The sequence below is a fragment of the Achromobacter pestifer genome (assembly GCF_902859625.1).
In the GTDB taxonomy this organism is placed as follows: Bacteria; Pseudomonadota; Gammaproteobacteria; order Burkholderiales; family Burkholderiaceae_B; genus Achromobacter; species Achromobacter pestifer.
The window spans coordinates 1-13,810 of sequence record NZ_CADIJX010000018.1; the positions used below are offsets into that span (position 1 = coordinate 1).

The following is a 13,810-nucleotide window of genomic DNA, read 5'->3' on the forward strand; positions in this document are numbered from 1 at the left end:
AAGACTATAGCACGATTTTTGCGGATTGTGCAACTGGCTTTTGCCTGATTTGCTGCAATCCTTGCAATAACCGCTTGGCGTTCATTCCTGAACCCTTTGCGGCAGACTGGCTGGGTTGCCCCGGGGTTACCCCCTGCCTAGCCTGTTGTGCTTGCTTGGCTTCGCGGCTCAAAAAACTGCTTGAACTGCGAAGGAGCGAGACTATAGCACAAGTTTTCGGCTTGTCATCTTGAGGTAGCAAAACGATCTGTTATTTCGCCGGACACGGATCGCAGGCGGTGTCTGCCTCTATATATAGAGAGGGATCAGAGTGACATCCGCCTCCAGAGTGACATCCGCCTCTATAGAGTGGCCCCTCTATATAGAGCACGCCCCCTCTATATATAGAGAGCACGCCCCTTCTACCTATAGAGCGCGCCCTTCTACCGACTCGCCAAAGGCAAGGCGCCGGCCTTCTTGCGGGAAGAGCCGGCGCCGTAGAGGAATCCCCACACAACTGGGCGAGCTTACCAGCGCATGTAGTCCGTGTGCTTCAAACGGGCCAAGTCGCGTTCGCGGGTCGTTTCATTGACGAGCCAATTGGGCGCCCCCACGTCTTGCAGGATGTGGGGGTCCATATCGGCCGCCAAGTTACGCAGCCGGGAATCAGCCCGCCGCTTGCGATAGGCCGCCCAAAGCCGGGCAAACCAATTGCCTGTCGATGGCGCCTCATCTTGCGTGGCTTCCATTTGCGTGCCACCCATGGAAGCGGGCTGCGGAGACGCCGCAGGGACGGACTGCCTGGGAGTTCCAAACGGGGCAGAGGGCGAGGCACAAGCGTGAACAGACATGATGGGCTCCTGGGTTTCGACCTTTTGGTAAGCGTAGTCGCCCAAACTCCGCCTGAAAATCGAATTGTTTTCCCTGTATTGGTCAGTTAACCTAACCAAATATTGTCTTTACCCCAATTTCGCCATGCGTTTACCGTTGAACACCCTGCCCGCCTTCCGCGCCGTGGCCGAATTGCAGAACCTGCGCGCGGCGGCCGAGCGCCTGCATCTGACGCACAGCGCGGTCAGCCAACAGATCAAAGGGCTGGAAGAGCAGCTGGGGTTTCCATTGTTTGAGCGCAGTGGACGCGGGATCGTCCTGAACAGCGCGGGCGCCGCGCTGCTATGCAGTGTGCAAAGCGCGCTCTCGCTGCTGGATGAAGGGGTGATGGCCGCTGCGGCGACCGCGACCGGCAGCGAGCAGCGCCTGCGCGTATCGGTGCTGCCGTCTTTTGCGCAACGGTGGCTGCTGCCCCGCATGGCTCGGTGGCGAGTGTTGAATCCCGGATTGTCCCTGGAGATCGAAACCTCTCAGCAGGTGGTCGATCTTGTACGCGACGGGTTTCATGCGGCGTTGCGATTTGGCCGCGGCCCTTGGGCCGGCGTGGAATCCGAACCGCTATTCGATATGCCGCTGCCCTTGATCGCGCTGGCCTCGCCAGAGACGGCAGCCAAGCTGGAAGACAACTCCCCCGAAACGTTGGCACGCCAGCCGTTGCTGGGCGAACGCGAAATGTGGCAGCACTGGTTCAATGCTGCTGGCTTGCGCACGCCCGTCACACCAGTGGCGACGTTCAACGACGCGGGCATGATGTTGCAAGCCGCCGAGCAAGGGTTGGGCATTACGCTGGGCCGCGAGTTGTTGGCTGCGGACGCCATCTGCGCAGGGCGGCTTGTGCGGATATCGCCCATGAGCGTGCATTATGAACAGGCGCAGACCTACCATCTGGTCTATCCGCCGAGCTTGCGGGAATGGGCGCCGCTGGTGGCGCTGAAGCAATGGCTGCATGACGAATTGGAGCGGTCACGCTGCGCCCTGGTCACCACGCAGCCCGAGTCCGACCCGCCCCCCCGGCCCGAAGAAAAAAAAGGGTAAAGCAGCTTTCGCTCCTTTACCCCTACCCAAAACACGGCGTCCGGCGGGAGCGTTCCCGCTAACCAGGATTCGCTTCGCTCGAATGGACTGGCGGACGCCGCGACGGCGGCAGTCGATATCGCGGTCGATCAGGCCCGCTTGAGCGCGACAGGCTCAGCCGGCCGCATCGAATCCGTTTCATTGAAGCGCTGATGCCAGGCAAATGCCTCCTCCAGAAGATGAGGCGTTTGCCCGCCACGCTGGCAGGCGCGATCAAAGTAGTCCTGCAAGGCATCGCGGTACGACGGGTGCACGCAATGCTGGATGATGGCGCGTGCGCGTTCGCGCGGCGCCAGGCCGCGCAAGTCCGCCAGGCCGCACTCGGTGACCAGCACATCGACATCGTGCTCGGTGTGATCCACATGGGACACCATCGGGACCACGCTGGAGATATCGCCGTTCTTGGCCATCGATTTCGACACGAAGATCGCCAGATGTGCATTGCGCGCGAAATCGCCCGAACCGCCAATGCCGTTCATCATGTGCGTGCCCCCCACATGCGTGGAGTTCACGTTTCCGTAGATATCGAACTCCAGCGCCGTGTTGATTCCGATGATGCCCAGACGGCGGACGATCTCGGGCGCGTTGCTGATTTCCTGTGGGCGCAGCACGATGCGTTCACGGTAGTGCTCGATATTGGCCAGGATCTTGTCGTACACGGGCTTGGACACCGTAATCGACGAGGCCGACGCAAACGCGAGTTTGCCCTGATCCAGCAGTTCGATGGCGCTGTCTTGCAGGACTTCCGAGTACATCGTCAGATTGTCGAAGTCTGAGGATTCAAAACCATGCAGCACCGCGTTGGCGATGGTGCCGATGCCGGCTTGTAGCGGTAGCAAAGCGTTGGTCAGCCGGCCGGCGTCGACTTCGCCGCGCAAGAATGTATTGATATGGCGGGCGATGGCATTGGTGTCGTCATCGGGCGGCAAGGCGTTGGACGGGCTGTCGGGCTCATGCGTGATGACGATGGCGGCGATCTTGTCGGGGTCCACTTCAATGAAGGGTTGGCCGATGCGTTGATCCACCGAAACCAAGCCGATCGGCTGACGCGCGGGGCGGTCGGCGGGCACGTAGATGTCATGCAGGCCTTCAATGGCGGCGGGCACGCCCATATTCAATTCAATGATGATCTTGTCGGCCTGCTGCGCGAACGATGCCGAATTTCCTACCGACATCGTTGGCACGATGGCGCCGGATTCCGTGATGGCGGCGGCTTCGATGATGGCAACGTTGATCGGCCCGATATGACCGGCGCGCAGTTGCTCCACGGTTTCGGACAGGTGCTGATCGATGAAGGCGATTTCGCCTTGATTGATCTTTCGGCGCAACGTCGTGTCAACCTGGAATGGCATGCGGCGAGCCAGCGCGTTCGCCTGGGCCAGCATCTTGTCGGTGTCATGTCCCAGCGAGGCGCCGGTGATCAGCGTGATGGACAGGGGTTCGCGTTCAGCTCGGCTGGCCAGCGCCGCGGGCACGGATTTACAGTCCCCGGCACGGGTGAAGCCGCTCATGCCGACGGTCATGCCGTCCTGAATCAGCAGCGCCGCCTGATCGGCGGAAGTGATCTTGGCGCGCAACCCAGGGTGGCGAATACGATCGAGATGCATGGTGTCTCCAAATTTAAAAGCCAACGGCTCGCGGCCGGGCGCGGCGATCTCGCCGTTCCTCGCCCGGGCGCCGTCTGTTGCGGCGTTTCCCGATAGCCCGGTGCTGGCACAGCCCTGCCCCGGGACGAATTTTCCGCAGTATAGGAACGCCCGCCGAAATCTCGTAATGACTTAAAATCATTCAAATCAGTCGTTTTTTTCATTATTTGAAGCTTTTGCGCGCAATGCGCACAGGGAGTCCCAAGCCATGGACGTGCGCGCGTTGCGATATTTCGTGGAGACGGTCAGGCACGCCAGCTTCACGCAGGCGGCCAAGGCGCTGTTCGTCACGCAATCGACCGTCAGCAAGATGATTCGCCAACTGGAGGAAGAAGCCGGCACGCCGCTCTTGATCCGTGACGGCCACACGGCACGGCCAACCGATACCGGACGGGTCATGTACCAGCGCGGCGTGCAAGTGCTGGAGACGATGCGGCAACTGTCGGAAGAACTGCGCCAGACCGCCGACCTGGACCGAGGCGCGCTGGAAGTTGGCATTCCCCCGATGATCAACCTGCTGTTCACCCCGGTGGTGAAGCGCTTCCGCGAGCTGCATCCCGGTATCCATCTGACGTTGCGCGAGGGCACGGGCCAAGCCGTCGAAGGCCTGGTCGCCAGTGGTGAACTGGAGATAGGCGCCACGATTCTGCCGATCGCGCCCGACGGAGGACTTGCCGCCCAGCCTTTTGGCAGCTATCCGATCTGGGTGATCGGCCCGCCCGACGCGCCCTGGGCTGGCAAGACATCGCTGCCCTTGAATGCCCTGCGCGACGCGCGGCTGCTGATCCCCACGGACGATTTCGCCATCACCCGCCGCCTGCGCCAAGCCTTTGCCGATGCCGGCATTCAGCCCAGCATCGCGGCCCAAAGCGCGCATTGGGACTTTCTGGTGGCGATGGCGTCGGCCGGGCTGGGGGTAGCGCTGCTGCCAGAGCCGCTGATGCAGCGCATGAAGACACGGGGCTTGAGCACGGCGAAACTGGCCAAGTCGGGCATGCAATGGGAAGTCGGCCACATCTGGCTGGAATCCGGCTACCTATCGTTTGCTGCCCGTGCCTGGCTGGATGTGTGCGATGCCGTCCTGGGCAAGCCCAAAAAACCCGCTTCCCGGCGCATCCCACCCCGGTCGAGTTGATTCCAAACGTTGGCCTCGTAAACTTGGATTGCGGGCGGCGGCACCTTCTGGCTCGCTTGCGCAGGCCACGTTCGACCTGACCCTGTTTCCGTTCCCCGGCATACCCGGAATGCCTCCCGGAAATGCGGGCGAATAAACCGGGGACGTAGCACTAGTTTTTGTTGCAACGGACAGGTCCGCGGCTTGTTATGCTCCCGCCTCGACGCGAGTGACTCGCCCCAAGAATATGACCTTGATCCGCACCCTCTTTTTCTTACGCGCCTACCGCTTCCACGCGCCCCAGATCGCCGCGCTTGTCGCGGCGTTGTTGTTGGCGCTCTGCCTGACGCCTGCCTCCGCAGCACCCCCACCCACCCCGTCAGAGACAGAAACAGTGCTGGCGGCGGCCCGCAAGCAGATCGACGACATCCGCAAGCGCATCGCGGACGAGACCGATGACGCCACGCTCGTCAAACAACGCGGCGACGCGCTCGACATTCAATCCAAGGCCGACGCGGCCAGCGAAGCGCTGGCCCCCCAGTTGACCAGCCTGACCGCCAGACTGAGCGAATTGGGCACGCCCCCAGAAGGGGCCAAGGAAGCGCCTGATGTGGCGGCCCAGCGCATGCAGCTGGAAAAAAGCAGCCGCGCGCTGGATGCGCAGATCAAGCTGGCCCGGCTGCTGTCCGTGGACGCGGGCCAAACGGCAGAACAGATCTCGGCGCAACGCCGCACGCAATTCCAGGCGCGCATGGGCGAGCGGCGTGATTCTTTCCTGTCCAAACAGTTCTGGGGAGAGTTTCAGCAGGAATTCCCGCGCGACCTGGATCGTCTGGAAGGCTTGCGCGACGACCTGTCGACCGCCATTGGGCAGACGCCGAAATGGGGATGGTTGCTGCTGACCGCCGCCGCCGCGTTGACGATTGCGCTGCGCGTCTGGATTGGCCGGCTGTTCTTGCGATTGACGGCCACCCGGGTACCGCCCGGCCGCTTGCGGCGCTCGTTCCTGGCCGTGGCGCAACTGACGCTGTCTGTCGCAACACCCGGCGTCGTCGCGCTGCTGATCCATGCGGGCCTGGACTGGAATTCGCAGCTGTCCGACAACACGGGGGCCTTGCTGGCAACCCTGGTGGCCACCGTCTGTTTCGGGGGCTACGTGTCAGGCTTGGGCAATGCCCTGCTGTCGACGCATCGCCCGTCTTGGCGCCTGCCGCCCATCGGTGATGCCGTGGCGACGCGACTGCGTTGGCTGCCCAATCTGCTGGGCACGCTGGTCGTGATGATCTGGCTGGCCGAACGCTTGCCAGTCTTGCTGAACGCCAGCCTGACAACCACGATCACGCTGACCGGCATCGTCGCGACGATCATCATGATCACGATGGCCATCGTGCTGGGCATCGGCCGCAGGCTGCGGCGCCAGAGCATCCAGGAAAACGACGCGCCTGCGCCCTTCTGGATTTCGCTTCTGCTGGGCACCGTGTGGGTGGTGCTGATCCTGGGCATGGCCAGCCTGCTGGCGGGCTATGTGGCGTTTGGCGCATTCCTGACCAAGCAAGTGCTGTGGACGCTGATTGTCCTGGCGTCCGCATACCTGGTTTCCACGTTGATCGAGGACGGCTTCAGCACGTTGCTGGGCACCTCGCATCGTGAAGGCGAGAACGATGGCCCCAGCCTGCGCGACCAGGCGGCGGTATTGCTGTCCGGCGTCGGTCGCGTGGCCGTGGGCGTGCTGGCGATCATCCTGCTGTTGGCGCCCTTTGGCGAAGGGCCTGCTGACCTGTTGCAGCGCTTCGACCAATTGCGCAAGGGCTTGGCGATTGGCGAAGCGCAGATCCGTCCGGGCGCGGTGCTGCAAGCGCTGCTGGTACTGGGCTTGTCGCTGCTGAGTGTGAAGATACTCAAGCGCTGGTTGTCGAACCGTTACCTGCCCACCACCGAGCTGGACCCGGGCATGCAGTTGTCGGCGGCTACCTTGTTCGGCTACGCCGGGGTGGTTTTGGCCGTGGCGCTGTCGCTGTCTGCCGCCGGCATCGGCCTGGAGCGTGTGGCGTGGATCGCCAGCGCGCTGTCCGTGGGTATCGGTTTCGGCCTGCAAGCGGTGGTGCAGAACTTCGTGTCAGGCTTGATCCTGCTGGCCGAACGCCCCGTCAAAGTCGGCGACTGGGTATCCCTGGGCGGCGTCGAAGGCGACATTCTGCGCATCAATGTGCGCGCCACCGAAATCCAGATGGGCGACCGTTCCACAGTGATCGTGCCGAATTCGGAATTCGTGACGAAGACGGTGCGCAACGTGACCCGCTCCAACCCCTTGGGGCTGGTGCAGATCAAACTGCCTTTACCGTTGTCGACGGACGCGGAACAGGTCCGTGAATTGATCTTGCAGGCGTTTGCCGACCACGAAGACGTGCTGGACACGCCCGCGCCCAACGTGTTCCTGGATGGCATCGAAGGCGGTAATCTGATCTTCAACGCCAAGGGCTACGTATCGTCGCCGCGCGCCGCCTATGGCGTTCGCAGCGCCATGCTGTTCACGGTGCTCAAGCGCCTGAATGACGCGGGCCTGGAAGTGTCTTCACCCCCCACCATGCTGCTGGCGTCGGCGCCGCAACCGGTGGCGGTGGCGCCCGGCGCCGTCGCGCCGCCCGCCTCCACCTGATCCAGGATCCGCCCGCACGGCCCCACGGCTTGGCGCCAAGACATCAGCCGGGCGAATACAGGTCGGCGAACTGTTGCCGATCAAGCCGTGGGTTGCGCAGAGGCGGCGACGCCAACGCGGTCGCCTGAGCCGACTGCACCGGATATGCCCGCGCCAACGGCACGGGCGCCGGAGCGGGGGCTTGGGCCTGGCTTTGCACCGGCGCGACGGGTACGCCAGCTGCCGTGCTGGTCGGTGCGGATTGCGCGACCGCCGTGGTGTCAAAGCGATGATCGGCCGTCGTCAGGGCGGGATTGGTGCACAGCCCTTGCGCCACCAGTGCGGCCTTGGTGCGGTCATCGGTTTGGCACAGGATGTCGATGGCTGCGGTCTCCAACCGGCGCGAACGATCCGCGTCCTTGGTGGAGGCGGCCGCCTGCATCGTGCGCTCGAAGTTACGACGCAAGCTGCATTTCTGGTCTTCGATCGGAATGGCGACGTTCATGCCGAAGCCCACCACCGAGCCGCCACCGCCTGCGGAAACCATGCAGCTGTCCGAAGAGAACGAACCATAGAAGCTCTGCCCCCCCACCGGTGGAACCGTCTTCACGGTGCTGGAACCGCTGTTGTTGGAATTTAGCGTAATGCCCTGATTGTTGCCGGCATTGGTGGACCCCGACGAAGCGGATGTCGTGGAACTGGAGTTGCTGGTCTGCGCCGCGGCCGTGCACGCCACCAGCGACAGGGAAATTGCAAGCACTATGGTTTTCATGATGTCCCCTCGACCGGACGGCCGAAGCCGTCCGGATAATTGGGTCAGTGATTGAAGCCGGAGATGTGACCCACCCCGCCCACCCCGCCGATCGACCCAAACGCGCCGATGTTGCCAGCAACGAAGGTCCCCGTCGCCGACGCGGCGGTATCGGTTTTGCCGAACGACGCGCCACCGTTGGCGATGCTGTCGCCCACCATGATGGGCGCGTTGCCCGTGACGTTGCCATACGATTCGCTGGTGGCATATTGGCGCGTGCTGGTGACCACTTGCGTGCCGTCACGGTTGAACGTGCCGCCAACCTGCGCGACGCCCCCCGTCTCGCCAAACGATGTCTGGCTGGAAGACCCGTAGCCGTTGACCTGGGTAGCCACCACCGAACTGCCGGTGGAGACGGACGACGCCGTGCCATTGATCGTGCCGGCGTGGCCGGTGATCGACACGGAAGGCATGCTTGGCCCGCCGGCGTAGGCCGACGCGGCGAACAAGGTCATGGCTGCGACTGCTGCGAGCTTTTTCATTTGAGCTCCTCCTGATCCACTTCATGCGGATGCACAGGTGCCGGTGGCCGACCGGCGCGGACCAATACGTCCTCCTCTTTGCCCGGACAACGGCGCGAGGCGTGGGACTTATGTATTGGTACGGAATGATTGCTCCGTCCTAAGCATGTCGATATCGGTTAAACGGGCGACCGCGTCTTTGTGGACGATGCCCACCAATCAAGCGGCGAGCGAAACAGACGAGCACGGGGGCATCGCGCCATGCAAATGGACGATGAAAAATGCGGGATACCGCGGCCGCGCGCACGCGGGCTCAACTTTAAGGATGGGGGAATGCGCCCACGGCTCGGACAAGGTGCCTAGCGCTCACGCCGGGCGGCAAGTCGTTGATGGCCTTTAGGCTTACTGTCAGCCAGCCCGGGCGGGCACCCTATTCAGGAACAGCGCCGCTTCCCGGCGGACCAGCCAAAGATCGCCCGCGACCAGGACCAGCAAAAAGCCGCATTCCGCCAGGTCCAGATCGGCCAGCACGTGGTAACTGGCCAGCAGCGCAATGCCCAGCGCACCTGCCAGCCAGGCCAGCCAGGCGGGTGCCAAGCCTTTGACCGGCGAACGCGAAGCGCGGCTCAGACAGAGCCACGCCATGAGCGGCAGGAACAGCATCGACAGCGGAAGGTAGATGGCGATGGCGGACAACAGCACGACAACACTGAATTGCGTGTGCAACGCCAAGGCCATGATGGCGATAGCGCCGATGCCCACGTACCACAGCAGGCGAACGGCAATAAGACGAGTCAAGGTGACGGCTCGAAGATTCATCGGACAGGCTGAAATTGGAATTTTCAGCCATACTACTCCGGCCGGCCAGGCCTCACCTGGCCCCAATTATTTGGAGACACCGTCATGATCCAGGAGATTGCCAGCATTCACGTCCGTGACGGACAGGAAGCGCTGTTCGAGGCTGGCGTTGCACAAGCCAAACCGCTTTTCTTGCGGGCACGGGGATGCCACGGCATGGAGCTGTATCGCAGCATTGAACAACCGCAGCGCTACACCCTGGTCGTGGACTGGGAAACCGTGGAAAACCACATGGTGGATTTCCGCGAATCAAGCGATTTCCAGGAATGGCGCAAGCTGGTCGCCGGATTCTTCGTTGAACCGCCCCAGGTGCATCACGAACAGAAAGTGATCTGACCGTCAGGCCTGTTCCGGCGGATCGTTGTACTTGCGGGCGCTGCCGGCAAAACGGTCCACCGGATACTTCTCTGCGTTCTTCACCATCTTGCGCGCCACGGCATCGGCAATGCCAATACCCAGTTGATCCGCCAGCGCCACCAGGTACATCTGCACGTCCGCGATCTCATCGGCGGCCTTGGCCAGACGTTCCGGTGACATATTCCGCGATTCGGCCTCGGTCAGCCATTGGAACAGGGACACGAGCTCACCGGCTTCGCCCGACAAGGCCATCGCCAGATTCTTGGGCGAGTGAAAAGGCTGCCACGCCCTTTCTGCCGTGAAGGCCCGCACCGCGAGTTTGATCTGTTCCAGGTCTGACATCGAATTTTCCAAAGATCCCATGCCGCGTCAGGCCAACGCCAGGCGCGAGCTGGCCGCCAACGCCACGGCCACCGTCGTGCGCACGTCAGCCAACGCCCGGTGAGTCGGGTTGGACGCGCCTACGTGACGGGCCAGGATTTCCAGCTTGTGTGAAGGCAGTTCCGGCCAGGCACGCCGTGCCAGCGCCAAGGTGCAATGCGTGGGATTCGCAAATGGCATGCCGGTCAGGTCTGCCGCCGCGCCCAGGAAACGCCGATCGAACGAAGCATTGTGGAAGAACACGGGCAAGTCTTCCACGAACTCCAGGAAGGACGAAAACGCCTGCATGACCGGCACGCCGTGGCGATCAACTTCCGCCTGCGTAATGCCAGTCAGCCGCGTGATGAATGACGGCACGGGCGAGCGCGTGCGCACCACCTGCGTGTATTCACGTGCCAGGGCGCCCGAAGCCTCGACCCGGACGGCGGCAAATTCCAGGATCTCGCAGGTGGAGGTGGACAGGCCGGTGGTTTCCAAGTCGGCCACGATGAACGGGCCACGCAGTGCCAACAACGCCGAGTCCAGCGCGGCGGAGGCCTGCGTCCGATTGACCGCTGTGCGCGAGACCGAGCCGCTGGCCCGGGGACGCCGGTTGTAGAACGTCACAGCGTCACTCCGCCGGGCGCAACGGCGCGAAACGCGGCGAGCCATCGGCAAGCTGACCAAAGAACAACGTGGCCGGCCGCACCCACAGGCCGCGCTCGTGCGGCCAAAGGTGTTCGTACACCACCATGGACTCTTCGGTCTCGGAATGACGGGCGGTGCCCACATACAGGTACAAGCCGCCCTTGTAGTGGCGGTGCGAGGCAAGGGCCAGGGCTTCGGATTCGGTCATGGACGGTGATCGCAAATGATGCGGCCTGGGCGGAAGTGATCCGGCCCAGGCCTGGGATTCAGACAATACCGTCTTTATAGCGCACTCGCGCGGGCACTTGCCCGCGCGGGCGTCAGTAGCGCACGTACTCCAGCACCGGCTTGGGAGGCAGCGGCGTATTCGCCGCGGGCCTGGCCCGCACGGTAGCCGCCACCGGTTTGACCATCCCAACGTGCCGCGCGGCTTGCGCATCGGCCGCGTCTTGAGTCGCCCGCAAGGTTTGGGCGGCTTCGGCGGTCATCTGCGTGATGTCCCCTGTCACTTCCCCAAGCTTGGCCGATTGCGCCAACGATACATTCACCACTTCCGCCATGATTTCAGTGACGCGGCGCGACGAGGCCACGATGTCTTCCATCGTGGTGCCTGCCGATTGCACCTGGCCCGCGCCGCTTTCGATCTGCTCGACGGACGTCGTGATCAGGCCCTTGATCTCTTTCGCGGCGGCGGCGCTGTTCTGCGCCAAGCTGCGGACTTCCGCCGCGACCACCGCAAAGCCCTTGCCGTGCGACCCGGCCCGCGCAGCCTCCACGGCCGCGTTCAGGGCCAGGATATTCGTCTGGAAGGCGATGCCGTCCATCACGCCGATGATTTCGGAAATGCGCCGCGAGCTTTCGGTGATGGCGCCCATGGTCTGCACCACGCCTTTCACCGTCTTGCCGCCCTGCTCCGCAACCTTGCTGGCGTCCAGCGCCAGTGCATTGGCCTGGCTGGCGCGTTCGGCATTCTCCGTCAGCCCTTGCACCGCAACGCGCAAGGTTTGCGCGGCAGTAAATCGCTTGGTGATGTCGGTGGCATATTTGACGACTTTGAAGGGCCGGCCTTCAGCGTCGAAGATCGGGTTATAGCTGGCTTCGATCCACACTTGGCGCCCGCCTTTGCCGATGCGCAGATATTGGCCGGTGTCGTATTCACCGCTGCGCAGTTTGCGCCAGAAGTCCTTGTAGGCCGCGCTGCGCGCTTCTTCCGGTCTGACGAACATGCTGTGATGCCGGCCTTCCACCTCCGATGCCTGATAGCCGACGGCACTCAGGAATAGGTCGTTGGCGCGGATGATCGTGCCATCGAGTTCGAATTCGATAATCGCCTGCACCTTGGAAATGGCGGCCAATTGGCCTTCCGTGTCCGCTTGGCGCTGCTGCTGGTCGGTAATATCGGTGGCGTACTTGACGACCTTTATCGGCCGGCCGCGTTTGTCGAAGATGGGGTTATACGAGGCTTGCAGCCAAACATCGCGGCCGTCCTTGCGCACACGGCGGTAGCGGCCCGCGTCATACGCGCCCTGGCCGAGCTTCTCCCAAAACTCCAGATATTCAGCAGACTGGCGCTCGTCCTCGTCGATGAACATTCGATGGTGCTGCCCCAGAATCTCTTCCAGCGAATAGCCCATGGTGTCCAGGAAATTCTGGTTGGCCATCAGCACGTGGCCTTCCAGATCAAACTCGATGACGGCCTGAGCTTTATGGATAGCTGATATCTGGCCGTATAGATCCGCCTTTTGCATGCCGCGTTGTCCGCGGAACAGGCGATTGAGGGTGATCCATTGCATGGTGGCGTCTCCTGCCAAGGATGGGACGAAGTTGCTGACAATGATCGACAAGCAAAATTTCTGAATCAGAACTGCTTGGCGCGTCCCACACTCAGACCATGCATGCCGCGCCGCATGCACTCGCTACCAGGTAGTCCGTCGCCACAGAGGTAACGGCAGGTCCGGATCAAAAATAAAAACTGAAGAATGTATCCAGTCGAAAATATTTAATCCTAAAAATGAGCGCATCTCAACCTATTACCGATGGCTTTACGAAAAAAACACACAAAGACCGTTGCGTAAAATAATCATTCAGCCATTATTCAACAGCGCCATCAGCCCATACTCATAACGCGGATCAGGGTTAATACGAATCCCGCCAACCATTCCACAATCGGTTGATGGCAACGGGGGAGTTATTAATCGAAGCTGCCCCCATTATTAAATCGGCTTTTAAAAAATCGAGCCGGATCAGGCTGCATCAAGTTCGCGATACTGGCGAAAAATGCACTCCCCGAAAGGCAAGCGCCTGCCGCTGTCAAAATAAGGCTGCAACGCCGGCAGTACGGCCACGCGAGCATGCAAAGCCATCACATTCGGGTAGTGCGAGGCCACCGTGCCCATGCGCTTGGGAAAGGCATAGAGCAGGCCATCGACCAGATGGAACAGCGACAGGTCCACATAGGTCCAGCGCTTGCCGCCTGCCAGCCAGGTCGTTCGACCGGTCAGGGCACGCTCAAAGTACGCCAGGAATTTGGGGATGCGTTCTTCGCGGAAACTCCGTGCCCGGCGGGCAGCCTCGTCTTTCTGGTCTTCGTAATAATCGTTGGCGGAAATTGGGTGATGCGTATCGTGCGCCTCGGTCACCATGTCGGCGATGGTCAGCTGCAATTGATTGACCCAGAGCCGCCCTTCCAGGGACGCCGGCGCCAGCCCGTGTTTCTCACCCAGAAACAGCAGGATATTGGCTGTCTGCGCCAGGGTCATGCCATCGGCCACCAGATAAGGCGGGGCAAAAGGCGGGTGTTTGCGTGGCGACTGCATGTCTTCGATCAGCGCATTTGCCGACGTGCCGGGTTCGCGCACGCGCTCGCGATAGGCAATGCCGCCCGCCTCCAACGCCAGGCGCACGAATTCGCCACGCCCGGGGATACCGTCCCAATACCAGAGCTCATAAGACATGCCTTCTCCTTTCGGTGAACGA

The 13,810-nt window shown here is 62.1% G+C and carries 14 protein-coding genes; 4 read left to right on the forward strand and 10 right to left on the reverse strand.

Annotation, left to right across the window (positions count from 1 at the left end; translation table 11 throughout):
* Positions 1-506: 506 nt before the first annotated feature.
* Positions 507-743 carry an isoleucyl-tRNA synthetase gene (locus HV753_RS30755; RefSeq protein ID WP_246288431.1) on the reverse strand — a complete coding sequence of 79 codons (237 nt, stop codon included), beginning with the start codon at positions 741-743 and terminating at the stop codon, positions 507-509.
* A gap of 211 nt (positions 744-954) precedes the next feature.
* On the opposite strand from HV753_RS30755, the gene HV753_RS30760 reads away from it, so the two are divergent.
* Positions 955-1,905, forward strand: coding sequence for a LysR substrate-binding domain-containing protein (locus HV753_RS30760; protein ID WP_175178358.1), 951 nt, complete (start codon positions 955-957; stop codon positions 1,903-1,905).
* A 128-nt stretch (positions 1,906-2,033) separates the two neighbouring features.
* Here HV753_RS30760 and scpC read toward each other — a convergent pair whose 3' ends face one another.
* Positions 2,034-3,551, reverse strand: coding sequence for a succinyl-CoA:acetate CoA-transferase ScpC (gene scpC / locus HV753_RS30765; protein ID WP_175178359.1), 1,518 nt, complete (start codon positions 3,549-3,551; stop codon positions 2,034-2,036).
* 247 nt (positions 3,552-3,798) lie between these two features.
* On the opposite strand from scpC, the gene HV753_RS30770 reads away from it, so the two are divergent.
* Positions 3,799-4,725, forward strand: coding sequence for a LysR family transcriptional regulator (locus tag HV753_RS30770; RefSeq protein ID WP_175178360.1), 927 nt, complete (start codon positions 3,799-3,801; stop codon positions 4,723-4,725).
* 226 nt (positions 4,726-4,951) lie between these two features.
* Positions 4,952-7,360, forward strand: coding sequence for a DUF3772 domain-containing protein (locus tag HV753_RS30775; protein WP_175178361.1), 2,409 nt, complete (start codon positions 4,952-4,954; stop codon positions 7,358-7,360).
* A gap of 43 nt (positions 7,361-7,403) precedes the next feature.
* On the opposite strand, the gene HV753_RS30780 is transcribed toward HV753_RS30775, so the two are convergent.
* From HV753_RS30780 to HV753_RS30790, 3 genes are all read right to left on the reverse strand, one after another.
* Positions 7,404-8,111: a hypothetical protein gene (locus HV753_RS30780; protein WP_175178362.1), complete on the reverse strand. Its 708-nt coding sequence runs from the start codon at positions 8,109-8,111 to the stop codon at positions 7,404-7,406.
* 44 nt (positions 8,112-8,155) lie between these two features.
* Entirely contained in the window at positions 8,156-8,632 is a 477-nt protein-coding gene (locus HV753_RS30785) for a hypothetical protein (protein ID WP_246288432.1), read from the reverse strand.
* Positions 8,633-9,019: 387 nt separating this feature from the next.
* On the reverse strand, positions 9,020-9,409 hold the full coding sequence (locus HV753_RS30790; protein ID WP_246288433.1) for a hypothetical protein: 390 nt from the start codon (positions 9,407-9,409) through the stop codon (positions 9,020-9,022).
* 105 nt (positions 9,410-9,514) lie between these two features.
* Between HV753_RS30790 and HV753_RS30795 the strand changes: the two genes are divergently transcribed.
* Positions 9,515-9,805: an antibiotic biosynthesis monooxygenase family protein gene (locus HV753_RS30795; RefSeq protein ID WP_175178364.1), complete on the forward strand. Its 291-nt coding sequence runs from the start codon at positions 9,515-9,517 to the stop codon at positions 9,803-9,805.
* A gap of 3 nt (positions 9,806-9,808) precedes the next feature.
* Here HV753_RS30795 and HV753_RS30800 read toward each other — a convergent pair whose 3' ends face one another.
* The 5 genes from HV753_RS30800 to HV753_RS30820 form a co-directional block, all read right to left on the reverse strand.
* Entirely contained in the window at positions 9,809-10,168 is a 360-nt protein-coding gene (locus tag HV753_RS30800; protein ID WP_175178365.1) for a nucleotide pyrophosphohydrolase, read from the reverse strand.
* 27 nt (positions 10,169-10,195) lie between these two features.
* Positions 10,196-10,813: a 3'-5' exonuclease gene (locus HV753_RS30805; RefSeq protein ID WP_175178366.1), complete on the reverse strand. Its 618-nt coding sequence runs from the start codon at positions 10,811-10,813 to the stop codon at positions 10,196-10,198.
* 4 nt (positions 10,814-10,817) lie between these two features.
* Positions 10,818-11,042 carry a DUF1653 domain-containing protein gene (locus HV753_RS30810; protein ID WP_175178367.1) on the reverse strand — a complete coding sequence of 75 codons (225 nt, stop codon included), beginning with the start codon at positions 11,040-11,042 and terminating at the stop codon, positions 10,818-10,820.
* 112 nt (positions 11,043-11,154) lie between these two features.
* Positions 11,155-12,627 carry a methyl-accepting chemotaxis protein gene (locus HV753_RS30815; RefSeq protein ID WP_175178368.1) on the reverse strand — a complete coding sequence of 491 codons (1,473 nt, stop codon included), beginning with the start codon at positions 12,625-12,627 and terminating at the stop codon, positions 11,155-11,157.
* A gap of 450 nt (positions 12,628-13,077) precedes the next feature.
* Positions 13,078-13,788 (reverse strand): glutathione S-transferase, encoded by a 711-nt coding sequence (locus HV753_RS30820; RefSeq protein ID WP_175178369.1) that lies wholly within the window; start codon positions 13,786-13,788, stop codon positions 13,078-13,080.
* Between the last annotated feature and the right edge of the window lie 22 nt (positions 13,789-13,810).